We start from the raw sequence: 22,803 nt of genomic DNA on the forward strand, positions 1-22,803 counted from the left end.
CTCCAAATATCCTTCCAAGCCTTAGGCCGTGAACTTTTGTCCATGTTTGCCGGCGGTGCCACCCCATTGCTGGCCAGCACAACAGGATCCAACCCCGCGGCCAAAATGCTCTCGGACAGATAGTTCGCCGGCACCCCCGAAAAATAAGCCGTATAAGTCACATCCCCCGCCTGCGCCGCCAACACCATCTCCCGGTAAGCATCCCCCGCCAACGACTCCCGCGTCGCAATAAACCGAGTTCCCATATAGGCAAAATCGCACCCCAGAACCTGCGCCGCCAAAATATCCTTCCCATGGCTGATGCAGCCGGACAACGCCAACGGCCCGTCATAAAACGCCCGTATCTCATTCACCAGCGCAATCGGATTCATCTGCCCCGCATGTCCGCCAGCCCCCGCGGCAACCAGGATCAACCCGTCAACCCCCGCGTCCAGCGCCCGCTTCGCATGCCGCACGTTCGTCACATCGTGATAGACCAGCCCGCCATAGGCATGCGCCGCCTTCACCACCGCCTCCGGCGCATGCAGCGACGTAATCAGCAGCGGCACCTGGCGTTCCGCGCAGATCGCAAGGTCTCCTTGCCAGCGCGGATTGCTTGGATGCACGATCAGGTTCACCCCATACGGCGCCACCTTCTCCGACGGCGCCGCAAGGCGCCGCGCCGCCAGCCCGTCCTCGATCCGCGTGATCCACTCGTGCAATTGCTCCTGCGGCCGCGCGTTCAATGACGGAAACGTCCCGATGATCCCCGCCGCGCACTGCGCGACCACCAGTTGCGGCCCCGACACCAGGAACATCGGGGCGCCAATCACAGGCAGGCGGATCTGGTCTCGCAATGCAGACGGGGAATTCATCGTGATGCTCCGGGGAAAATCAGTTGGCCTGAATGTTCGCGGTCTGGATCACGTCCGACCACAACGCGTACTCGCGGTCGATCCGCGCCTGCAGGGCTTGCGAATCGCCCGGGTTGATCGTGTACCCGCCTTCCGTCATCGCCTGACGGAACGCCGGGTCCTTCGACACTTCCGACAGCGCCCGGGTCAGCCGCGCCGTCACCGCATCAGGCAGCTTTTTCGGCCCCACCAGCGCATACCAGCCCACCACCTCGTAATCCTTCATGCCGGCCTCCATCATCGTGGGCACGTCCGGCAACTCCGGATTGCGCGTCTTCGACGTCACCGCCAGCGCCCGCGCCTTACCGCTCTTCACAAACGGAATCGCCGTGCTCGTGATGTCGAACATGAACGTCACCTTGCCGCTCACCACGTCCATCATCGCCGGTGAATTACCCCGATACGGCACGTGCAGCATCGACGCCTGCGCCTGCTTCTTCAGCAGCTCCGCCGAAAGGTGGTTCGACGCCCCGATCCCTGCCGACCCGAACGACACCGCCTCCGGATGCTCGCGCGCATAGGTCACGAGTTCGCCCACGTTCTTCGCCGGGATCTGCGGCCCGATCAACAACACGTTGGCGTAGTCCACGACAAGGCCCAGCAGCGAAAAATCCTTGCGCGGATCGAACAGCGTGCTGCGCTGGACCAGCGGCGACATCGTCAGTGTGGGGCTGGCGGCAAAGCCCAGCATGTAGCCGTCTGGGGTGGCCTTGGCGGTCGCGTCCGACGCGATCATGCCGCTCGCGCCCGCCCGGTTCTCCACCACCACGGTCTGTCCCAGCTTGTCGCCGAGATACTTCGCAAAGACGCGCGCTGTCGTGTCCACCGGACCGCCCGGGGCGTAGCCCACGAGCAGGCGGATGGGACGGTCGGGATACGTCTGGGCCGAGGCGGTTTGCGCGCCAGCCAGCGCGGCCACGGCCGAGGCCGCGGCGATCAGGGTCTTTATGTTCACGCTCTTGTCTCCTTGTGCATAAGTGGCCGGTCGTCAGAGCGGAACAGCTGTCCGCGTCTACGCCAGCCTTTCTTTCAGCGGCTGCTTCAGGATCTTGCCGCTGACGGTGGTGGGAATCGTCTCGATGGGAATGATCCGCGCCGGCCGCTTGTACGGGGCAAGCTGGGCGCGCAGGTGCAGCATCAGCAGATTCGTGTCGATCGTCGCGCCCGGCAGGGGTTCGACGAAGGCGATGACCTCTTCGTTGTGATCTTCGGTGTCGCGTCCCACCACGGCCGACAGGCGCACGCCGGGGAACGCGTTGATCACCGACTCGACCTCGATCGGGTAGACGTTGAAGCCCGACCGGATGATCAGGTCCTTCGAACGCCCCGAGATGAACAGCGCGCCGCTGTCGTCCACGTAGCCGATGTCGCCCGTGTTGAGCCAGCCGCCCGGCAGCAGCGCCTGCGCCGTCTGTTCCGGATTGCGGTAGTAGCCCAGCATCACGCCCGGACCGCGGATCAGCAGGTCGCCACGCGTGCCCGGCGCCGGGACCGCGTCCGGGTTGCCGACACGCAGCTCCACGCCGTCCACCGCATGCCCCGCCGAGCAATCGTCGCGCGGCGCGTCGATGTCCGTGATGAACATCGAGCCCGCGTACTCCGTGATGCCGTAGCCGTGGTGCATCGGCGCGCCGAAGTAGCGTTCGGCATCGCGCTTCTGCGTCGGATCGAGCGCCGCGCCGCCCGTGTACAGGTAGCGCAGGGCCGGCGCGCGCAGATCCGCGCGGGGCGGCGCCACCGCCATCAGACGGCTGAACATCGTCGGCACGCCTTGCAGGATGCTGACGCCGGGATGCGCCAGCGCCTTGAACACGTCGTCCGGATCGAAGCGGCTGCGCAGCACCAGGCTGGCGCCCGCGTGCAGCGTGGACATCAGCACCGTCGCGATGCCGAAGATGTGCGACATCGGCAGCGCCGCGTAGCCGATATCGTGCGGGGTCAGCCGGCGCGACGCCGCCGATACCCGCGCAAAGTGGATCAGCCCGCGATGCGGCACCATCACGCCCTTCGGTGCGCCGGTCGTGCCGGATGTGTAGATCACCGTGGCGACCTCGTTGGCCAGCTCGCCGGTTTCAGCCTGCGTCGGCTCGGCCGCGCGCGCGGCAGCGATGCCCGGTCCCCAGACTGCCGCGTCCGCTTCAACCGCGCCCGCCGAAGCGGCATGGGCGGCAGCCGCCGTCGACACGCCGGTCGTGAACAGCATCAGCTCGGGCTGCGCGTGCTGACGGATGTTGTCGATCTCGCGGCCGGACAGGCGCGCATTCACGCCCACGGGCCAGGCGCCCGCGACCCCGCAGCCGAACAGCGCGGCCAGCATAGCCGTGCAGTTCTCGCCCACCATCATCACGCGATGGCCGGGCTGCACGCCCTGGCCGCGCAGCCATTGCGCCGTGTCCTGCACCCGCTGCCACAACTGGCCGTAGGTCACCGTGCCGCCGCCTTCCTCGTACAGGCAGATGGCGTCGGGCTGCCGGCGCGCCTGCAGCGCCAGAATGTCGTGGATGCGGGTGATGGATTCAGCGTGAGACATGGGTGATACGTCGGATCAAAGAGTTGCCTGGGTGCCCAGGATGGCGGTCGATTGGCTGGACAGGGTACCGCCATTGCCATGCACCAGCGCAAGCTGCGCGTCCGGCACCTGCCGTTCGCCGCATTCGCCGCGAAGCTGGCGCACCGCCTCGATCATGATGAAGACGCCATACATGCCGGGATGCACGCAACACAGGCCGCCGCCGTTGGTGTTGACCGGCAGCCGGCCCCCGGGCGCAATGCCGCCGTCCGCAATGAACTCCTTGCTTTCGCCCTTGGCGCAGAAGCCCAGGTCTTCCAGGAACAGCAGCGTGTTGATGGTGAAAGCGTCGTAGAGTTCGACGACGTCGATGTCCTTGGGGGCAAGGCCCGCCATCGCGAACGCGCGGCTGCCAGACTCGGCGGCGGCGGTGACCGTCAGGTCTTCCATTGAAGAGATCTGCCGGTTCCACACGGCCGTTGCATTGCCCAGCACATAGACGGGCGGACGCGGCAGGTCGCGGGCGCGGTCGGCGCGCACCAGCACGTAGGCGCCCGCGCCGTCGGTGACCAGGCAGCAGTCGCGCACGCTCAAGGGATCGGACACCATGCGCGCGGAAAGAATCTGATCCAGCGTGGCCGGCTCGCGCAACTGGGCTTCCGGGTTGAGCTGCGCCCACTGGTTGGCCGCCAGCGCCACCCGCGCCAGATCTTCGCGGCGGGTGCCGTACTGATGCATGTGCCGGGCGGCCGCCAGCGCATACGAGGACAGCGGATTGAGCGGATCGTAGGGGGACTCGTAGGGTTGCGGATCGAACTGCTTGCGCACCCGCCCGACCTCGGCGCGGCTGAGCGTGGAGGTGCGCTGCGTGCTGCCGTAGCAGACCAGCACGGCATTGCACTGGCCGGACGCCAGCGCGTGCAGCGCCGGCATCAGATGCGCCACGAAGCTCGAGCCGCCCAGCATGGTGCTGTCGATGAACGTCGGCCGAATGCCCAGGTGTTCGATCACCGGCATGGCCCACATCGGCGCGGCCACGCTGGCGGTGCAGATGCCGTCGATGTCGCGCATCGTCAGGCCCGCGTCCGCCACGGCGCGCTGCGCCGCCTGCACCAGGATTTCCATTTCGGTAAAGCCCGTGGCCTGTCCGAGGCCCGCGTGGCCCACGCCGGCCACCGCCACGGCGCCGCGCAAATCATTCAGCGTCATGCCGCCTCCTTGTTGGGAACGAAGACGACCAGCCCGCGGCCGTCCTGCTGGATCACCTGCGCCCGCACGCCCATGCCGATGCGCACGGCGTCCGGCGCCACGCCGTCGACGCGGCTCATCAGCCGCACGCCTTCCTGCAGGTCGATCAGCGCCACGTTGTAGTCGCCGCCTGCCTCGGGCTTGCGCCGCACGACGGTGGTGGAGTACACGGTGCCGCGTCCGTCGGGCGCCGCGAAAACAAGCCGGTCCGCGCCGCAGTGCGGGCAGATCATGCGGGGATAGAACACGGCGCGGTCGCAACCGCCGCAGCGCTGGATGAGGAAGCGGCCTTCGTCGAGCGCCTGGCGGTATTGCGCCTCGACGCCTTGCGAGACGCCATCCGTCTGATCGGGAGCAGTCATGGTGCGATGGGATTCCAGTGATTGAAGCGTGAATCTGAAGCGTGAATCTGAACAGGCCCTAGTGTCGGCACTGCCAACCGCTTCGGCCATTCTTCATTGCTGAAGCAGGACTTTTGCCAATCCGTAGTGGACCGCGCGCCCTACACGCAACGCGAAGCCCGTCTTCGGGAGAGGCAGATTGTCCGGTCGTGCGCGCCGTGGCTAGATACCAGGCAAAGGAGGTGGACCATGAACCTGACCTGGACGCCGCAAGAGCGCCAATTCCGCGAAGCCGTGCGCGCCTTCGCCGCCGAGAAGCTGCCGGAAGACATTCGCGCCAAGGTGCTGCGGCACCAGCGGCTGGAACGCGATGACTACGTGCGGTGGCACAACATCCTGGCCGACCAGGGGTGGGGCGCGCCCAACTGGCCGGTCGAACATGGCGGCACGGGATGGAACGCCTTGCAGCGCCTGATCTTCGAAGTGGAATGCTTCAAGGCGGGCGCGCCGCGGCTGCTGCCGTTCGGGCTGTCCATGATCGGCCCCGTGCTGATGAAGTACGGCAGCGCCGAGCAGAAGGCCCGGCTGCTGCCGCGCATGATCCGTGTGCAGGATTGGTGGTGCCAGGGGTATTCCGAGCCGGGTTCCGGTTCCGATCTGGCGTCGCTCAAGACCCGTGCCGTGCGCGATGGCGACGACTACGTGGTCAACGGCCAGAAGACCTGGACGACGCTGGCGCAGTATGCGGACTGGATGTTCTGCCTGGTGCGCACCGACCCCGATGCGCGCGCGCAGCGCGGCATCTCGATGTTGCTGCTGGACATGCGTGCGCCGGGCGTCACGGTGCGTCCGATCCGCACGCTGGACGGCGGCCATGACGTCAACGAGGTCTGGCTGGAAAACGTGCGCGTGCCGGCCGGCAACCTTGTCGGCGAGGAGAACCAGGGCTGGACCTACGCCAAGTACCTGCTCGGTCACGAGCGCACCGGCATCGCGGGCCTGGGCCATTGCCACCGCGAGCTGGGCATCCTGAAGGACATGGCGGCGCGCGCGCAATCGCGCGGCAGGCCGCTGCTGCAGGACAGCCGGATGCGCGACCGCATCTCGCGCATCGAGGTCGACATCATGGCGCTGGAAATGCTGCTGCTCCGCGTGGCCGCCAGCAACGACGGCACGCCGGGGCCGGAGGCTTCGGTGCTGAAGATCCGCGGCTCCGAGATCCAGCAGGACCTGGCCATGCTGCAGATGGAAGTGGCGGGGCCGGACGCCTGGCCCTATGACCCGGACTGGCTGGTGGCTGGCAACGATTTCCACGGCCCCGGGCCGGAGATGACAGCCGCCGCGGGCGCCGGCTATGCCGATATGCGCAAGACCTCGATCTACGGCGGTACGACCGAAGTGCAGAAGGGCATCATCGCCCGCCTGGTGCTGGGCGTATAGGCTCGCCGCGCAACCTCGACAGGAATACGACGCATGGATTTCATCTACACGGAAGAACAGCGCATGCTGGCCGACAGCCTGCGCCGCCTGGTGGACCAGGCATGGACGTTTCCCCAGCGGCGCGCCCGGCAGGCCACGGGCACGCTGGATCGGCAGGCCTGGAATGCGCTGGCCGAACTGGGCGTGCTGGGCCTGAACATTTCGCAGGACCACGGCGGCTTCGGCGAAGTGCCCGCCAGCCTGCTGCCGGTGCATGTCGAGCTGGGGCGCGGGCTGGTGTCCGAGCCGGTCATCCCGAGCGCGGTGATGGGCGCGGCGCTGGCTGATGCCTGCGGCGACGCGGCGCGCGGCCGCTGGCTGCCGCCCATCGCGGCGGGCGAGGCCATCGTCAGCGTGGCGTGGCAAGAGCCCGGCCGGCGTTATGCGGCGGATCCGCAGGACTGCCGCGCCGCGCAGACCGCCGAAGGCTGGCGGCTGGACGGGGCCAAGCACCTAGTCTGGCACGGCGCGGCCGCCGATGCTTGGTTCGTCAGCGCGCGCGGCGGCGATGGCCAGACCGTTCTGTTGGCGGTGCCGGCCGATGTGGCCGGCGTGCGCATGACGGACACGCCCACGCTGGACGGCGCGCGCTGCGCGCGGCTGGATTTCGATGCGGTGACGCTGCCCGCGCAGGCGCTGCTGGCAGCGGGTGATGCGGCCGACCATGCGTTGGCGCAGGCGTTGCAATGGGGCACGGCGGCGCTGTGCGCGCACGCGGCGGGCGCAATGGAGCGCCTGTTGGAAATCACGGTGGAATACCTGAAGACCCGCAAGCAGTTCGGCCAGCCCCTGGCGTCCTTTCAGGCGCTGCAGCACCGCCTGGCCGAGATGCTGGTGGCCAAGGAGCTTGCGCTGTCGATGGCCTATGTGGCGGTGGCCGCGTTGACCGAATCCGACGCGGCGCAGCGGCGCCGCATGATCGCGTCGGCCAAGCTGGAGGCCGCGCGCGCCGGCCGTCTGGTCGCGCAGCTGGCCGTGCAGTTGCACGGCGGCATGGGCATGACGGACGAACTGGAGGTCGGCGATTATTTCAAGCGCCTGACCGTTGTGGATCAATTGATGGGCGATACGGCAGAGCAACTGGCCGTCCTGGAGGAATTGGCATGAGCGCAGACGCACCGGCTTTCACACACCTGCCGGCTTTCACCCAGATCCAGTTCACGCTGGAACGCGGCGTGGGCGTCATCACCCTGAACCGGCCCGAGCGCATGAACAGCTTCACCGAGGTCATGCACGGCGAACTGGCGCGCGCGCTGGACCTGCTGGAAGGGCAGGAAAACCTGCGCGGGCTCGTGATCACCGGCGCGGGCCGCGGCTTTTGCGCCGGCCAGGACCTGGGCGAACGCAAGCCCGCCGAAGACGGCTCGCGTCGCGATCTGAGCGTGATGCTGGAGAAGTGCTATCGCCCGCTCATCAACCGCTTGCGCGCCTTGCCCGTGCCGGTGGTGTGCGTCATGAACGGCGTGGCGGCCGGCGCGGGCGCGAGTCTGGTGCTGGCGTGCGACGTGGTGTTTGCGGTGGAATCGGCGCGCTTCGTGCAGGCGTTCAGCAAGATCGGCCTGTTGCCCGATGCGGGCGGAACGTGGTTCCTGCCGCGCCTGGTCGGGTCGGCGCGCGCGATGGGCGCGGCGCTGTTCGGGGAATCGGTGTCGGCCGCTCAGGCGGAAGCCTGGGGCCTGATCTGGCGCGTGGTGCCCGACGCGGCGCTGGCGGACACGATCGCGCAGGTGACCGGCACGCTGGCCGCCGGCCCCACGCGCGCCTACGCGGCCGCCAAGGCGGCGTTGCAGGCGTCCAGCGGCAACACGCTGGCGCAGCAGTTCGATCTGGAATGCAGCCTGCAGCGCGAATTGGGCTACACGGACGATTACCTGGAAGGCATGCGCGCCTTCGCAGAGAAGCGCCCGCCCGCATTCACCGGCAAATGACGCGGCGCAAAGTCAGGATTCTTGCGGCGTCTGAATCTGTTCGATGAGTTCGCGCGCGCAGCCCGGCAGGGCGTCGATGTCGCGCACCAGCAGCTTGCGTTCGCGCACCACCCACGGCTCGTCCAGTTCGACGACGCGCAGCTTGGTGTCCCCGCCGTAGCGGCGCGCGGCCGAGTCCGGAATGACGCCGACGCCCACGCCCGCCTGCACCATGCGGCAGATCGAATCGAAGCTGTAGAGCTGGATGCGCTGGGGCAGGCGCTGGCCGACGCGTTCCAATTGGTCGCGCAGGAAGGCCACCAGCGTGGAGCCTTCGTGCATGGTGATGAACGGATAGCGCACGGCGTCCGCCAGCTTGACCTTGTCCTGATCCTGCAGCGGATGGCCGTTAGGCACCACCAGCACCAGGCGGTCGGTGCTGAAGTGGATGGTCTGCAATTCCGGCGCATCCACCGGCCCCGCGACGATGCCCAGGTCGGTGGTGCCGTCCAGCACGCCGCGCACGATGTCGCGCGTCAGACGCTCCTGCAGATCCACCGTGACGCCGGGGTGGCCCGACAGGAATTGCGCCAGGATGTCCGGCATGAATTCCGTGACGGCTGTGGTGTTGGCAAAGATGCGGATGTGGCCGGCGTCGCCGTCGGCCTGTTCCTGGAAGTCGTGTTTCAGGTGATCCACCTGCCGCATGATGACGCGCGCGTGCTGCAGCAGTTTCTGCCCGGCGGGCGTGATTTCCACGCCGCGGCTGTCGCGGTAGAGCAGTCGGGTATTGAGCTGGTTCTCCAGCGCCTTGATCCGTACGCTGACCGCGGCCAGGGACAGATGCGCCCGCTTGGCCGCCTGCGTCAGGCTGGGGGATTCGGCGATGTGGATGAACAGTCGAAGGTCGGCAAGGTCGAAGTGCATGGGCCATATATTACGGCGCGGATGGCCGATTCAGGCGCCGCAAACCCCGCCTTGAGGAAAAACGAATTCACACGCCCGCCGGCTTGCGGGCATGCTTCAGGCTGTAAAAACACCACCAGAGGAACTCGGCATGACATCTACAGATCCGGCCGCGTGGATCGGCAGCGGCGAGCGCAAGGCGGACGCCATGGACCCCGGCCACGCCGCGCGTATCGCCGCCACCCTGGGTGGACCGGTGCCGGCCGAGGGCGACGACCTGCCGCCGTTGTGGCAATGGGCTTTCTTCATCGCCACCGTCGGCATGGACGGGTTGGGGACGGATGGCCATCCGTCGCGCGGAGGCTTTCTGCCGCCTGCGCAGGACCGCAACCGCATGTGGGCCGGCGGCCGCGTGGAATTCCGCCAGCCGCTCAAGGTGGGCGTGCCGGCCGAACGGGTGTCGACCGTGGCCGAGGTCAAGGAAAAGACCGGCCGCACCGGCTCCCTGCTGTTCGTGACCGTGCAGCATGAATACCGGCAATCGGGCGAAGTGGCCATCCTGGAAGAGCAGGACATCGTGTACCGCCAGCCCACGCCGCCCAAGCTCACGGGCAGCGAGCCCGCGCCACAGGCGCAATGGAGCGACACGGTCAATCCCACGTCGATCCTGCTGTTCCGCTATTCGGCCGTTACGTTCAACGGCCACCGCATCCATTACGACCATCCCTACGTCACCGGCGTCGAAGGCTATCCCGGCCTGGTCGTCCACGGCCCGCTCATCGCCACCGAGATGGTCGCCGCCTTTGTGCGGGCGCATCCCAAGGCCCGCCTCACGCATCTTGCCTACCGCGGCTTGCGCCCGCTGATTTCCCCCGCTCCCTTCCAGGTCGCCGGCCGCTTGTCCGAGCCGGGCGTCGCCCAGCTCTGGGCCGAGCAGGACGGCACGCTGGCCCACCAAGCCGAATTGAGGTTCACCGAATGAACATGCAGGCCTCCCGCCCGCTGGACGGCATCACCGTCGTCAGCCTGGAACACGCCATCGCCGCGCCTTTCTGCACCCGCCAGCTCGCGGACATGGGCGCGCGCGTCATCAAGATCGAACGTCCGGGCAGCGGCGACTTCGCCCGCGGCTACGACGAGCGCGTGCGGGGGCTGTCCTCGCACTTCGTCTGGACCAACCGCTCCAAGGAAAGCCTGACGCTGGACCTGAAGCGCGACGAAGCCGCTGGCGTCATGGACCGCCTGCTGGAATCGGCCGACGTGCTGGTGCAGAACCTGGCGCCCGGCGCCGCGGCGCGCCTGGGCCTGTCGTTCGAGGCGCTGCACGCGAAGCACCCGCGCCTGATCGTCTGCGACATCTCGGGTTACGGCGAGGGCGGTCCCTACCAGGATAAAAAGGCCTATGACCTGCTGATCCAGAGCGAAAGCGGCTTTCTGTCGGTCACCGGCACGAAGGACGATCCGGTCAAGGCGGGGTGTTCCATCGCGGACATCGCCGCCGGCATGTACGCCTATTCGGCCATCCTGAACGCGCTGCTTCTGCGCCAGCGCACGGGCGTGGGCAGCCGCCTGGACGTCTCCATGCTGGAGAGCATGGTCGAGTGGATGGGCTTTCCCATGTATTACGCCTTCGACGGCGCGGCGCCGCCCGTGCGCGCGGGCGCGGCCCATGCGTCCATCTATCCGTACGGGCCGTTCCCCGTGGGCGGCGGATCCACCATCATGCTGGGTCTGCAGAACGAGCGCGAATGGCGCGTCTTCTGCGCGCAGGTGCTGCGCCAGGCCGAGCTGGCCGAGGACCCGCGCTTCATCTCCAATTCGTTGCGCACCGCCAATCGCGACGCGCTGCGCGCGCTCATCGTGACCGCCTTTGCCGACCTGTCCATCGAGCAGGTGACGCAACGCCTGGAAGACGCGCAGATCGCCAATGCGCGCGTCAACGACATGGCCGGCGTGTGGGCGCATCCGCAATTGCAGGCGCGCCAGCGCTGGAGCCAGGTCGACAGCCCCGCCGGCATGCTGCCTGCGCTGCTGCCGCCCGCCACCAGCAACGCGTTTACGCCGCACATGGGGGCGGTGCCCGCCGTGGGCCAAAACACCGATGCGGTGCTAGCATCTCTGGGATACGCGCCGGATCAGGTGGCGCAGTTTCATGCCTCGGAGGTCGTGTGAATCATCCCGTCGTTCGTAGCGCCCTGTTTGTGCCGGCCTCGCGGCCCGAGCGCATCCCCAAAGCGCTTGCCGCGGGCGCGGACGCCGTCATCGTGGACCTGGAAGACGCCGTGGAACACCTGGCCAAGGCGTCGGCGCGCGAAGCCCTGTGTGATTTCCTGGGCCTGAATCGCGAGGCCCGGCTCTGGGTGCGCATCAACGACGCTTCCACGTCCTGGCACGACGACGATCTGAAGGCCTGCCGCGGCAGGGCCGGCGTAGCGGGCATTTTGCTACCCAAGGCCGAAAGCATGATGCAGGTGCGGCACGCGGCCCAGACCGGCTGTCCCGTGATTCCCATTCTTGAAACCGCGCAGGGCATTCTCAATGCCGGCGAGATCGCCGCCACGCCGGGCGTCGCGCGGCTGGCGTTCGGCAGCCTGGACTACGGCCTGGACCTGGGCCTGACGCCCGACACGCCGGGCGCCGAAACCGTGCTGGACCACGCCCGGGTGCAGGTGCTGCTGCAGACCCGTGCCGCGGGCCTGGCGCCTGCGCTGGACGGCGTCTTTCCCGGCGTGCAGGATCAGGCGGGGCTGGCCGCGGCGGCCGGCCGGGCGCAGCAGATGGGTTTTGGCGGCATGCTGTGCATCCATCCCACGCAGGTCCCCGTCATCCACGCTGCCTTCGTGCCGGCCCAGCAGGAACTCGACTGGGCGCGGCGCGTCATCGCCGCGCACCGCGATACCGCCGCGGGCACGTTCATGCTGGATGGCAAGATGGTCGACGCGCCCGTCATCGCACGGGCGCGGCTGGTGCTGGCGCAGGCGGGCGAATCCGCGCGCGGCTGAATCCCGCGCCGGCGCCTCGTCCAGACCGTGCGCCGAGGCGCCCCGCGCATACAACCTGACAAGGCGGGCCCATGGGCGAGGCGCTCTTCATCGGACATACCTACATCGACGTCACCGTGCTGGCCGACGAATGGCCCACGGGCGACCAGAAAAGCGTGGCGCGCGACTACGCGGTCTCGTTCGGCGGCAACGCGGTCACGGCGGCGTTTGCCTGCGCGCGGCTGGGATTGCCGCCCGATCTGATCTGCTCGCTGGCGCCCGACTGGCTGGGCCACATGTACTCGGACATGGCGGCCGCGCATGGCGTCACGCTGCACGCGCGCCAGGTTCGGCGCTCCTCGCTGTCGTTCATCATGCCCAACCATGGCAAGCGCGCCATCGTTCGCGCGCGCGACGCAGGCTACCTGAACGACTTTCCGCGGCTGGACATCGGCGGCTATCGTGCCCTGCATCTGGACGGCCATCAGCCCGACGCCGCGCTGCATTACGCGCGGGCGTGCCGGCAGGCCGGCGTGCTGACCTCGCTGGACGGGGGCGGCATGCGCGAGAACACCGACGAACTGCTGCGCCATATCGACGTGGCGGTTTGCGCCGAGCGCATGTGCGAGCAGCTTGGCCTGTCGCCGGAAGGGCTGCTGGATCTGCTGAAGGCGCGCGGGTGCCGCATCGGCGCGGTGACGCTCGGCGAGCGCGGCATGCTGTGGTACGACGAGACGGGACGCGTCGGCACGCTGCCGTCGCTGGACGTCCCCGCGTCGCGCATCATCGACACCTCGGGCGCGGGCGACGTGTTCCACGGCGCTTATGTGTGGTCCTACCTGACGCGGCCGGAACAACCCTGGATCGAGCACTTCACGTTTGCGCGGGCGGCCTCCGCGCACAAGATCCAGCATCTGGGGAACGAGGCGGGGCTGCCGGACGTGGAAGACGTCGAGCGCGCCATGATGGCGTTCACGCCGAAGGCTTGATGCCGCCACGCGGCGCGTATTGTGCTGCTTGATTGAGAGCAGGCGCGCATTGCGCCGCGTCGCTGAATCCGCGCTCAGGGCGCGAGTCGTTCGATCGGCTGGTCGTGGATCGCGCCGATCCAGGCGTCAAGCGGTTGGCCTTGCACGGACAGGCCCGGCGCGAGATCGCGCAGCGGCAGCAGCACGAAGGCTCGCAGATGCAGGCGGGGATGCGGCAGGATCAGCCGCGCGTCGTCCAGCCGCGCATCGCCATGCAGCAGCAAATCCAGATCGAGCGTGCGAGGGGCGTTGCGGTAGGGCCGCAGGCGGCCGTGTTCGTTTTCGAGCGCCTGCAGGACGTCCAGCAATGCCAGCGGCGCGAGGACGGTATCCACGGCCGCCACGGCGTTGATGAAGTCGGGGCCGGTGGCATCCACCGGCGCGCTGCGGTAGAACGGCGAGGCCGTCACCCCGGTGACGCCGGGCGTGGCCTGCAATTGCGCCAGGACCTGGCGCAGCGTGGCCGCGCTGTCGCCCAGGTTGGCGCCCAGGCCGACATAGGCGCGCACGGGCAGTTGCTGCGGCATGCGGGTTACTCGGTGCCCGGCGCGCTGCGCGGGCCGCTGCGGCGCGGACGGCGGCGCCGGCGCGCGGGGGCTCCCGTGGCCGCGGCCGCATCGGCGGCTTCGCGCGGCTGGCGCGAGATTTCCTCGATCATGTCGGCGCGGGTGGCGTCGTCGGCGTTGGCCAGATCCATCCACCACTGCGCCAGCACGCTGTCGAATTCGCCGGCGGCGGCGCGCAGCTGCAGGAAGTCGCATGCGGCGCGGAAGCGCGGCTGCTCGATCATGCGGTAGATGGTCTTGCCCATGCGGCGTTCGAAACGCGGCTGCATGAACCAGATTTCGCGCATGTCTGACGAGAAGCGGCGCTGGATGGCGAGCTTCTCGGTTTGTTCGTCCAGCACCGAATCCGCCGCCGTCGACAGGGCGGGGATGGTGTGCTCGCCCTGGGCGCGCAACTGCTTCCAGCGCACGTCCACCTGCTGCCACAGCAGCGCGGCAAAGAGGAAGCTGGGGCTGATGGTCTTGCCGGCGCGCACGCGCGCGTCGGTGCGTTCCAGCGCCAGTTCCACGAAGTGTTCGCCGCCGGGTTGCTCGAGCACCACGTCCAGCAGCGGCAAGAGGCCGTTGTGCAGGCCGTCGGCGCGCAACTGGCGCAGGCAGTCCATGGCATGGCCGCAGGTCAGCAGCTTGAGCATCTCGTCGAACAGGCGCGAGGCCGGCACGTTTTCGATGAGGTCGGCCATCGTGCTGATGGGCTCGCGCGTGGCCGGGTCGATCGTGCCGTTCAGCTTGGCGGCAAAGCGCACCGCGCGCAGCATGCGGACCGGGTCTTCGCGGTAACGCTTGACGGGGTCGCCGATGATCCGGATCTGGCGCTTCTTCAGGTCGGCCACGCCATCGTGGTAGTCGATGACTTCCTCGTTGTGCGGGTCGTAGTACAGCGCATTCATGGTGAAGTCGCGGCGCTTGGCGTCTTCTTCCTGCGAACCGAACACGTTGTCGCGCAGGATGCGGCCGTGCTCGTCGGTCTCCTGGTCTTCCGAAGCGGGCGCGCGGAAGGTGGAGGTCTCGATGATTTCCTGGCCGAACACGACGTGAACCAGCTGGAAGCGGCGGCCAATGATGCGCGCGCGGCGGAACAGCGGGCGGATCTGTTCGGGCGTGGCGTTGGTGGCCACGTCGAAGTCCTTGGGTTCCAGCCCGACGATCAGGTCGCGCACCGCGCCGCCGACGATATAGGCTTCGTAGCCATGCTGGCGCAGCACCTCGCACACCTTGATGGCGTGGCGCGACACGTTGCGGCGGTCGATGCCGTGCTTGTCGCGCCCGATGCGCAACGGCCCCTTGGGTGTCGGCGCGAAGAGCCGGCCGACGAATTTTCTTATGGTTTCAGTGATCATTTAGGACTTCGAATCTTCCATGTGGTCGAATAGGTCGATCACTTGCCAGCCGCGTTCCTGCGCAATGGCGCGCAGGGTGGGGCTGGGGTTGGCGGCAATCGGACGGGTCACTTTTTCGAGCAGCGGCACATCATTGACCGAATCGCTATAGAAAAACGATTCGGAGAAATCCGCAAGCCCCAGGCCCATGCCGGCCAGCCAGTCGTTGACGCGCACGACCTTGCCTTCCTTGAAGCTGGGCGTGCCCAGGATGCGGCCGGTGTAGCGGCCGCGCAGGTACTCGGCATCGGTCGCGACCAGGTGGGGCACGCCGAAGGCGCGGGCGATCGGGGCAGTGACGAAGCTGTTGGTGGCCGTGACGATGGCGCAGAGGTCGCCGGCTTCGAGGTGGCTGTCGACGAGGTCGCGGGCAGCCGGCGTGATGGACGGGCGGATGACTTCGCCCATGAAGGTTTCGTGCCAGGCAGCCAGGTCGTACGGCGAATGCGCGGCCAGAAGGCCCAGCATGAATTCGGCGGCCTGTTCGGCCGTGAGTTCGCCGCGGTTGTAGCGGTCCATCAGATCGTCGTTCAGGCGGCGGGCTTCGACGGGATCACCCGCGCGGCCCGTGCGCGCCAGATAGTCGGCCCATTGGTAGTCGCTGTCGAGCGGCAGCAAGGTGTGATCCAGGTCGAACAGGGCGAGACGTCGGGTGGTCATGTGCGTTGTGAATCAGGATCTGCGAGCATGGCGCGCAGCAGGGGGAGGGTGATGGGGCGGCCGGTGGCCAGAGAGTAACGGTCCAGCGCGTCGAGCAACGCGGCAAGCTTGCGGATGTCGCGTTCGTGGTGCGTGAGCATCCAGTTGATGATTTCGGGCGCCAGGTGCAGCCCGCGTTCGGCGGCTTGCGCCGACAGCGCGGCCAGCTTGTCGGCGTCGGACAGCGGGTCCAGGCGGAACACCAGATCCCAGCCCAGGCGCGTGCGCAGGTCTTCGCGCAGCGGCATCGACAGTGGCGCGCGGTCGCCGGTCAGCGCCAGCGCGAAGGCGCGCTGCGTGGCCGCGGATTCCCGCCACCGGTTGTACAGCGCGAACAGGGCGGCCTGACGGCTGTCGTCCATGCGGTGCACGTCGTCGACCGCCACAAACTTGGGCATGGGCGATTTAGAGTCGGCCTCGGCCAGGCGGCGCAGCATGTTTTCGCCGTTGGCCGGGTCAACGTAGACGGCATCGGGCCGGGCGGTCAGCGCGCGCAGCAGATGAGTACGGCCGCAGCCGGCGGCGCCCCAGATGTACAGGGCCCGTCCGGGCTTGAGCGCACGCACGGCTGCCACCGCTTCTCCGTTGGGGCCGGCGATGTAGTTGTTCAGCGAGGGCGCTGGCGCGGGGAGAACGTCGAGCAGCAGCTGGCGGTTCATGAGAGTTAGCAATCGGGCTTTTCAGGGGCGCCGCAAAAAGCCAAGAAAAATCGGTAATACACGGGCCAAATAGAAACTGGCAAAATCAATACCGGCCAACCCTACACTTTAAACCACCTGAGGCGATGGTGTCGCGTCCGAACGCTTGGCCTGGCTTGGGTTTGCGCCCTCTCGCGCCCGTCCGCGCCCGCGGCATCGTAAAATGCAGGGCGTTCCACCAAAATCCCAGCAATTGTTACATACCCCACGGCATTTCTCATGACGAACCAACCTAAAGCCCCCCTGACCTACCGCGACGCCGGTGTCGACATCGACGCAGGCGACGCCCTGGTCGACCGAATCAAACCCCTTGCCGCGCGCACCATGCGCCCCGGGGTGCTGGCCGGTATCGGCGGCTTTGGCGGCCTGTTCGAAGTGCCCAAGACGTATAAAGAGCCCGTGCTCGTTTCCGGCACCGACGGCGTGGGCACCAAGCTGCGCCTCGCGTTCGACTGGAACCGCCATGACACGGTCGGCATCGACCTGGTCGCCATGAGCGTCAACGACATCCTGGTGCAGGGCGCCGAGCCGCTGTTCTTCCTGGATTACTTCGGCTGCGGCAAGCTGTCGGTGGACACGGCGGCGGCGGTGGTGGGCGGCATTGCCAAGGGCTGCGAATTGTCGGGTTGCGCGCTGATCGGCGGCGAAACCGCCGAAATGCCGGGCATGTATCCGGACGGCGAATACGATCTGGCCGGCTTCGCGGTGGGCGCGGTGGAAAAGTCCAAGATCATCGACGGCAAGTCCATCAAGGCGGGCGACGTGGTCCTGGGTCTGGCGTCCAGCGGCGCGCACTCCAACGGCTACTCGCTGTTGCGCAAGATCCTGGAACGCGCCGGCGCCAAGCCGGACGACGATTTCCACGGCCAGAAGATGGTCGACGTGGTCATGGCCCCGACCCGCATCTACGTGAAGCAGGTGCTGGCCGCGCTGGCCAAGCACGGCACGGCGATCAAGGGCCTGGCCCACATCACGGGCGGCGGCCTGCTGGACAACGTGCCGCGCATCCTGCAGGACGGCCTGGCCGCCAAGCTGCACCGCGACGCCTGGGAAATGCCCAAGCTGTTCCAGTGGCTGCAGGAGCAGGGCGGCGTCGAGGACACCGAGATGTATCGCGTCTTCAACTGCGGCATCGGCATGGTGCTGGTGGTGGATCCGGCCCAGGCCGACGCCATTGCCGCCACGCTGCGCGAGCAGGGCGAGACGGTCAGCAAGCTGGGCGAAATCGTTCCCCAGGAAGCCGGCATGGCGCAGACCTTCGTGGTGTGACGCCGCGGCGATAGTGCTGCAATAAAAATGACCGCCGTGATGAACTGACCCCCAGAAGTTGGACGTCAGAAGCTAAAGCCCGAAGGCCTGAGCTCGGTATTGCACCGGGCTCAGGCCTTTTAGCTTGAGCTTGATGCGATCGTGATTGCAGTAACGGATGTACTGCCGGATGCCGGCCTGCAACTGGTCGACGCTATCGAAGCGGTTCAGGTGGAAGAACTCGGCCTTGAGCGTGCCGCTCGAAGGTGTCTGACACCCCCTGAGACGGCATCGCAGGATGAAGTCGGTCTCGTTGGGGTGTCAGACACCTTCGAGAGCCTCCTTCGAACGCAGCGCGCTGCCCGTCAGTCCGCCAGCGTCTGCGCCACGGCGTCGATGGTCTGCGCCACGGCGTCGGCCGCCAGGCAGTCGACGATGACGCGATCGGGCTGCGCGCGCAGCCAGGTGATCTGGCGCTTGGCCAGTTGCCGCGTCGCCGCGATGCCCTGCTCGCGGGCGGTGTCCAGGTCGATCTGGCCGTCCAGGTGCGCCCACATCTGGCGGTACCCCACGCAGCGCACGGACGGCAGGCCCGGGTGCAGGTCGGCGCGAGCGTGCAGGCCGCGCACCTCGTCCAGCAGTCCCTGCCGCAGCATGGCGTCAAACCGCTGCTCGATGCGGGCGTGCAGGGCGGCGCGGTCCGAGGGCTCCAGGCTGATCGTCACGTAGCGGTTGCCGTCGTCGTCCGGCTTGCGCTGGGCGCGTTGCAGCAGGGCCGACATGGGGTGGCCGGAAAGCTGGCAGATTTCGAGTGCGCGCTGGATGCGCTGGCTGTCGTTGGGCGCCAGGCGCGCGGCGGTGACAGGGTCCAGCGCCGCCAGCTCGGCGTGCAGCGCGGGCCAGCCCAGGCGGGCGGCGCGCGCTTCCAGTTCGGCGCGCAGCGCCGGATCGGCCTGCGGCAGGTCGTCCAGACCGTCGCGCAGCGCCTTGTAATACATCATGGTGCCGCCCGCCAGCAGCGGAATGCGGCCGCGCGCGCGGATTTCACCGATCAGGCGCAGTGCATCGGCGCGGAATTCCGCGGCCGAGTACGACTGCGCGGGATCCAGAATGTCCAGCAGATGCTGCGGCACGCGCGCCTGCTCGTCCGCCGAGGGCTTGGCCGTGCCGATGTCCATGCCACGGTAGATGGTGGCCGAATCGACGTTGACGATCTCGAGCGGCCAGCGCTCGGCCAGCGCCAGCGTGGACGCGCTCTTGCCGGCCGCGGTGGGACCAGCCAGACAGATGACGGGGAGCGACGCGGGGGATTGGGAAGACGGCAAGCTATTGTCCGCGCAAAAAGAGCTTGTCCAGGTCCGACATGGACCACTGCACCCAGGTCGGCCGCCCGTGGTTGCACTGGTCGGCCCGTTCCGTGGTTTCCATCTGGCGCAGCAAGCCGTTCATCTCTTCGAGGGTGAGCTTGCGGTTGGCGCGCACGGACCCGTGGCAGGCCATGGTCGAGAGCAGTTCGTTGCGCTGTTCGGTGAGCAGACGCGAGACCCCCACGGCGCCCAGGTCGCGCAGCACGGCGCGGGCCAGGGTCTCGATGTCGCCGCGCGCCAGGATGGCCGGCACCGATCGCACGGCGATGGACGTGGGGCCGGACGGACGCATCTCGAAACCCAGGTCGTTCAATTGTTCTTCGAACTCCTCGACCAGGGCCACGTCCTTTTCCTGGGCGTGGAACACCACGGGCACCAGCAGATCCTGGCGCGGCAGGCTGCGCGCGTCCAGGGCCTGCTTGAGCTGTTCGTAGACCACGCGCTCGTGCGCGGCGTGCATGTCCACCAGCACCATGCCGCGGCGGTTCTGGGCCAGGATGTAGACGCCATGCAGCTGCGCCACCGCCATGCCCAGCGGGTGCTCCTCGTCGGCGGGCAGCGCGGCGGGCGCCGGCGACGGTTCACGCAGGGGCGCGGTGCGGGCCGCCGTGTCGTCGGTCAGCGGGCGATAGAGCGATTGCCAGTCGGCCGCGGGAATCCCGGCCGGTTCGGCGTGCAGCCGGAAGGGCACCTGGGTGTGCGGGCGCTGGGCGGCGGGCGAGGGGCGCAGGCCGTAGGCGGCGCCGTTGCCGGGGCCGCTCGCGCCAGGGTTAGCGCCGGCGTTCGAGCCGCCGGCCGTGGCGCCATTCATTCCACCACTCATGCCCCCATAGCCGGGGCGCGGGGATTCCGTCGCGGGCGTCGCCGGGCGGTACGCCGGTGCGGCGGCATCGGACGGGGCCGTTTCGCCCGCCGGACGCGCCACGGTTTCGAATTCGGCGTCTTCGGCATGCCCCGTCGGCGCAACGGCGGACGAGCCGCCCATCTGGGCCAGCGTCTGGCTGACCGCATGCGAGACAAAGCGGTGCACGGCGCCGCTATCGCGGAAACGGACTTCGTGTTTGGCCGGATGGACGTTCACGTCCACGGCGGCAGGGTCGATGTCCAGGAACAGCACGTACGCGGGCTGGCGGTCGCCGTGCAGCACGTCGGCATAGGCAGAACGCAGCGCGTGGCTGACCGTGCGGTCCCGCACATAGCGGCCGTTCACGTACAGGTACTGGCGGTCGGCGCGGGCGCGGGCGGCGGTCGGACGCGTGATCATGCCGGCCAGGCTGACTGTGCCGACCGAATGCGACAGCAGCAGCCCGTGCTCGGCGAATTCGGCGCCCAGCACGTCGCGGATGCGCTGCGGCGGGTCGGCGGGCAGCCACTGGCGCTGCGCGCGATCGTGGTGGAACAGGCGGAAGGCGATTTGCGGATGCGCCAGTGCGATGCGCTCCATGGCGTCGACGCAATGGCCGAATTCGGTGGCTTCGGATCGCAGGAACTTGCGGCGGGCCGGCACGGCGTCAAACAGCTGGCGCACGTCGACCGTGGTGCCGGGCGGGCCGGAGGCGGGGCCCACCTGCATGCTGCCCGCGTCGATCTGCCAGGCATGGTCGCCATCGCGGGTGCGGGAAATGATGGATACCTGGGCCACCGACGCAATGGACGCCAGCGCTTCGCCGCGGAACCCCATGGAGGCCACGGATTCCAGCTCGTTCAGCGAGCGGATCTTGCTGGTGGCGTGGCGGGCCAGCGCCAGCGGCAGTTCTTCGGGGGGGATGCCCCCGCCATCGTCCGTGACGGCGATGCGGCGGATGCCGCCGCCTTCCAGGCGGACCTCGATGGCGCGCCCGCCCGCGTCAATGGCGTTTTCCAGGATTTCCTTGAGCACGGACGCGGGGCGCTCGATGACCTCGCCAGCGGCGATCTGGCTGATCAGCAGGTCAGGAAGCGCAAGGATGGAACGACGTTCGGTCATGTGGCCCAGATCTTATGTAGCAGTGCGGACGATTTTAGCGTCATGCCCCGGTCGGCTATAGTCGCTGACAAATTCCCATCGGATATCAGGGCCGCTTCAATGCTTGAGTTTTTCAATATGGTGCTTCACATCGACCAGACGCTTGGCCTTTGGGTCGAGCAGTACGGCGTGTGGGTGTATCTGGTGCTGTTTCTCATCGTCTTCGCGGAGACGGGGCTGGTCGTGCTGCCCTTTCTGCCGGGCGACTCGCTACTGTTCATCGCCGGAGCCTTCGGCGCGACGGGGCATATCGACCCCGTCATGATATCTGTGCTGCTCATCGTGGCCGCCGTGACCGGCAACTCGCTGAACTACGCCATCGGCCGCTACATCGGGCCCCGGGTGTTCTCGATGAACCTGCGTTTCCTGGACCGCGGCGCGCTGATGCGCACGCACGCGTTCTACGAAAAGCACGGCGGCAAGACCATCGTCATGTCGCGCTTCATCCCCGTGGTGCGCACCTTTGCGCCGTTCGTGGCGGGCGTGGCCGAGATGTCGATGGCGCGCTTTCAGCTGTTCAACATCACGGGCGCGCTGCTGTGGGTGATCAGCCTGGTGGCGGCGGGCTACTTCTTCGGCAACATCCCGATCATCCGCGATCACCTGAACACCATCGTCCTGGTGGGCCTGGCGGCGGCCGTCGTGCCGGTGGTGGCCGCGGGCGTCCTCAAGCTGGTGCGCGCGCGCCGGACGCAATAACGTCCACGCCGCGCTTGAAACAAAAAGGCGATGCGCCAGAGGGTGCATCGCCTTTTTTCATGGGCCGGGACATCGACCCCGGCATGTGTCCTGAATCCGTCTAGCTCAGGTCGCCCAGTCGCGCCAGCGGCGGATTGGCCGTGAAGTAGCGCTGGATGCCGGTCATCATGGCCTGCGCCAGCTTGTCCTGGTGCGAGGAGCTGCGCAGCAGCGCTTCTTCCTGCGGGTTGCTGATGAAGGCGGTCTCGACCAGCACCGACGGGATGTCGGGCGCCTTCAGCACGGCAAAGCCGGCTTGCTCGACGCTGTTCTTGTGCAGGCGGTTGATCTTCTTGATCTCGTCCAGGAAGGCGTTGCCGACCTTGAGCGAGTCATTGATCTGGGCCGTGGTGGAAAGATCCAGCAGCACCTTCGCGACCTGGCGGTCGTGGCTGCCCAGGTTGACGCCGCCGATCAGGTCGGCCGCGTTTTCCTTGTCGGCCATCCACCGGGCCTGCGCGCTGGTGGCGCCGCGCTGGGACAGCGCAAACACCGATGAGCCGTTGGCCGTGGGCTTGACCCAGGCGTCCGCGTGGATCGAGATGAACAGGTCCGCGTGCACGCGGCGGGCCTTTTGCACGCGCACGTGCAGGGGCACGAAGTAATCGTCGTCGCGCGTCAGGTAGGCGCGCATGTAGGGCTGGCTGTCGATCAGCGCCTTTAGGCGCCGCGCGATGCGCAGGACCACGTCTTTTTCACGCAGCCCGGATTTGCCGATGGCGCCCGGGTCTTCGCCGCCGTGGCCGGGATCCAGCGCGATGGTCAGCATGCGCGGCTTGCCGCGGCTGGCAGTGGCGGGGGGCTTGGGCGG

22 protein-coding genes and 1 pseudogene are annotated in these 22,803 nt (G+C 67.8%); 9 read left to right on the forward strand and 14 right to left on the reverse strand.

Going from position 1 to position 22,803, the window contains the following annotated elements:
- The 5 genes from AC6LJW_RS27160 to AC6LJW_RS27180 all read right to left on the reverse strand — a co-directional run.
- The coding region (locus AC6LJW_RS27160; RefSeq protein ID WP_498088762.1) for an NAD(P)H-dependent flavin oxidoreductase at nucleotides 1-854 on the reverse strand (854 nt) is incomplete at its 3' end.
- 19 nt (nucleotides 855-873) lie between these two features.
- Nucleotides 874-1,848: a Bug family tripartite tricarboxylate transporter substrate binding protein gene (locus tag AC6LJW_RS27165; protein ID WP_498088763.1), complete on the reverse strand. Its 975-nt coding sequence runs from the start codon at nucleotides 1,846-1,848 to the stop codon at nucleotides 874-876.
- A 57-nt stretch (nucleotides 1,849-1,905) separates the two neighbouring features.
- Complete coding sequence (locus AC6LJW_RS27170) at nucleotides 1,906-3,423, reverse strand: class I adenylate-forming enzyme family protein (RefSeq protein ID WP_427987394.1); 1,518 nt, start codon at nucleotides 3,421-3,423, stop codon at nucleotides 1,906-1,908.
- Nucleotides 3,424-3,438: 15 nt separating this feature from the next.
- Nucleotides 3,439-4,611 carry a thiolase family protein gene (locus tag AC6LJW_RS27175; RefSeq protein ID WP_427987395.1) on the reverse strand — a complete coding sequence of 391 codons (1,173 nt, stop codon included), beginning with the start codon at nucleotides 4,609-4,611 and terminating at the stop codon, nucleotides 3,439-3,441.
- Nucleotides 4,608-5,012, reverse strand: coding sequence for a Zn-ribbon domain-containing OB-fold protein (locus AC6LJW_RS27180; protein ID WP_056569073.1), 405 nt, complete (start codon nucleotides 5,010-5,012; stop codon nucleotides 4,608-4,610). Before AC6LJW_RS27180 ends, AC6LJW_RS27175 begins: the two co-directional genes overlap by 4 nt.
- Before the next feature lie 228 nt (nucleotides 5,013-5,240).
- Between AC6LJW_RS27180 and AC6LJW_RS27185 the strand changes: the two genes are divergently transcribed.
- Genes AC6LJW_RS27185 through paaG form a run of 3 tightly spaced genes read left to right on the forward strand, consistent with a single transcriptional unit; the run spans nucleotide 5,241 to nucleotide 8,398 of the window.
- The gene (locus AC6LJW_RS27185) at nucleotides 5,241-6,431 is read left to right on the forward strand and encodes an acyl-CoA dehydrogenase family protein (RefSeq protein WP_498088764.1); all 1,191 of its coding nucleotides are present in this window, start codon (nucleotides 5,241-5,243) and stop codon (nucleotides 6,429-6,431) included.
- A 33-nt stretch (nucleotides 6,432-6,464) separates the two neighbouring features.
- Nucleotides 6,465-7,577 carry an acyl-CoA dehydrogenase family protein gene (locus AC6LJW_RS27190; protein WP_056569068.1) on the forward strand — a complete coding sequence of 371 codons (1,113 nt, stop codon included), beginning with the start codon at nucleotides 6,465-6,467 and terminating at the stop codon, nucleotides 7,575-7,577.
- Entirely contained in the window at nucleotides 7,574-8,398 is an 825-nt protein-coding gene (gene paaG, locus AC6LJW_RS27195; protein WP_056569065.1) for a 2-(1,2-epoxy-1,2-dihydrophenyl)acetyl-CoA isomerase PaaG, read from the forward strand. The genes AC6LJW_RS27190 and paaG overlap by 4 nt, the downstream gene beginning before the upstream one ends.
- A 12-nt stretch (nucleotides 8,399-8,410) precedes the next feature.
- Here the strand turns inward: paaG and AC6LJW_RS27200 are convergent, their stop codons facing one another.
- Nucleotides 8,411-9,304 (reverse strand): LysR family transcriptional regulator, encoded by an 894-nt coding sequence (locus tag AC6LJW_RS27200; RefSeq protein WP_056569061.1) that lies wholly within the window; start codon nucleotides 9,302-9,304, stop codon nucleotides 8,411-8,413.
- A gap of 130 nt (nucleotides 9,305-9,434) precedes the next feature.
- Between AC6LJW_RS27200 and AC6LJW_RS27205 the strand changes: the two genes are divergently transcribed.
- The 4 genes from AC6LJW_RS27205 to AC6LJW_RS27220 all read left to right on the forward strand — a co-directional run bounded on the left by AC6LJW_RS27205 (nucleotide 9,435) and on the right by AC6LJW_RS27220 (nucleotide 13,253).
- Entirely contained in the window at nucleotides 9,435-10,265 is an 831-nt protein-coding gene (locus tag AC6LJW_RS27205; protein WP_056569058.1) for an HTD2 family dehydratase, read from the forward strand.
- Nucleotides 10,262-11,455, forward strand: a complete 1,194-nt coding sequence (locus AC6LJW_RS27210) for a CaiB/BaiF CoA transferase family protein (RefSeq protein ID WP_498088765.1) — start codon at nucleotides 10,262-10,264, stop codon at nucleotides 11,453-11,455. The genes AC6LJW_RS27205 and AC6LJW_RS27210 overlap by 4 nt, the downstream gene beginning before the upstream one ends.
- Nucleotides 11,452-12,285, forward strand: a complete 834-nt coding sequence (locus tag AC6LJW_RS27215; RefSeq protein ID WP_056569056.1) for an HpcH/HpaI aldolase/citrate lyase family protein — start codon at nucleotides 11,452-11,454, stop codon at nucleotides 12,283-12,285. The genes AC6LJW_RS27210 and AC6LJW_RS27215 overlap by 4 nt, the downstream gene beginning before the upstream one ends.
- Nucleotides 12,286-12,356: 71 nt before the next feature.
- A complete protein-coding gene (locus tag AC6LJW_RS27220) occupies nucleotides 12,357-13,253 on the forward strand; it encodes a sugar kinase (RefSeq protein WP_498088766.1) in 897 nt (298 codons plus the stop codon).
- 74 nt (nucleotides 13,254-13,327) lie between these two features.
- On the opposite strand, the gene AC6LJW_RS27225 is transcribed toward AC6LJW_RS27220, so the two are convergent.
- From AC6LJW_RS27225 to hda, 4 genes are read right to left on the reverse strand one after another with little or no spacing between them, the layout of a single operon-like run.
- Nucleotides 13,328-13,819, reverse strand: coding sequence for a 2-amino-4-hydroxy-6-hydroxymethyldihydropteridine diphosphokinase (locus AC6LJW_RS27225; protein ID WP_056569051.1), 492 nt, complete (start codon nucleotides 13,817-13,819; stop codon nucleotides 13,328-13,330).
- A 5-nt stretch (nucleotides 13,820-13,824) separates the two neighbouring features.
- Nucleotides 13,825-15,198, reverse strand: a complete 1,374-nt coding sequence (gene pcnB, locus AC6LJW_RS27230) for a polynucleotide adenylyltransferase PcnB (protein WP_056569048.1) — start codon at nucleotides 15,196-15,198, stop codon at nucleotides 13,825-13,827.
- Nucleotides 15,199-15,897 carry an HAD family hydrolase gene (locus AC6LJW_RS27235; RefSeq protein WP_056569045.1) on the reverse strand — a complete coding sequence of 233 codons (699 nt, stop codon included), beginning with the start codon at nucleotides 15,895-15,897 and terminating at the stop codon, nucleotides 15,199-15,201.
- A complete protein-coding gene (gene hda, locus AC6LJW_RS27240; RefSeq protein ID WP_056569042.1) occupies nucleotides 15,894-16,595 on the reverse strand; it encodes a DnaA regulatory inactivator Hda in 702 nt (233 codons plus the stop codon). Before hda ends, AC6LJW_RS27235 begins: the two co-directional genes overlap by 4 nt.
- 258 nt (nucleotides 16,596-16,853) lie before the next feature.
- Between hda and purM the strand changes: the two genes are divergently transcribed.
- Nucleotides 16,854-17,903 carry a phosphoribosylformylglycinamidine cyclo-ligase gene (gene purM / locus AC6LJW_RS27245; protein WP_056569039.1) on the forward strand — a complete coding sequence of 350 codons (1,050 nt, stop codon included), beginning with the start codon at nucleotides 16,854-16,856 and terminating at the stop codon, nucleotides 17,901-17,903.
- 72 nt (nucleotides 17,904-17,975) lie between these two features.
- Here the strand turns inward: purM and AC6LJW_RS27250 are convergent.
- From AC6LJW_RS27250 to mutL, 3 genes and pseudogenes are all read right to left on the reverse strand, one after another.
- Nucleotides 17,976-18,140, reverse strand: a pseudogene (locus AC6LJW_RS27250) (IS3 family transposase); the annotation flags it as partial.
- Nucleotides 18,141-18,247: 107 nt separating this feature from the next.
- Nucleotides 18,248-19,207 carry a tRNA (adenosine(37)-N6)-dimethylallyltransferase MiaA gene (gene miaA, locus AC6LJW_RS27255; protein WP_498088767.1) on the reverse strand — a complete coding sequence of 320 codons (960 nt, stop codon included), beginning with the start codon at nucleotides 19,205-19,207 and terminating at the stop codon, nucleotides 18,248-18,250.
- A gap of 1 nt (nucleotide 19,208) precedes the next feature.
- Nucleotides 19,209-21,215, reverse strand: coding sequence for a DNA mismatch repair endonuclease MutL (gene mutL, locus AC6LJW_RS27260; protein ID WP_498088768.1), 2,007 nt, complete (start codon nucleotides 21,213-21,215; stop codon nucleotides 19,209-19,211).
- 99 nt (nucleotides 21,216-21,314) lie between these two features.
- On the opposite strand from mutL, the gene AC6LJW_RS27265 reads away from it, so the two are divergent.
- Nucleotides 21,315-21,953: a VTT domain-containing protein gene (locus AC6LJW_RS27265; RefSeq protein ID WP_156395240.1), complete on the forward strand. Its 639-nt coding sequence runs from the start codon at nucleotides 21,315-21,317 to the stop codon at nucleotides 21,951-21,953.
- Between the two features lie 100 nt (nucleotides 21,954-22,053).
- On the opposite strand, the gene AC6LJW_RS27270 is transcribed toward AC6LJW_RS27265, so the two are convergent.
- Nucleotides 22,054-22,803: N-acetylmuramoyl-L-alanine amidase (locus tag AC6LJW_RS27270; RefSeq protein WP_498088769.1), on the reverse strand; the 750-nt coding region annotated here is incomplete at its 5' end.

The sequence above is a fragment of the Achromobacter sp. 1012554356 genome, assembly GCF_059760815.1.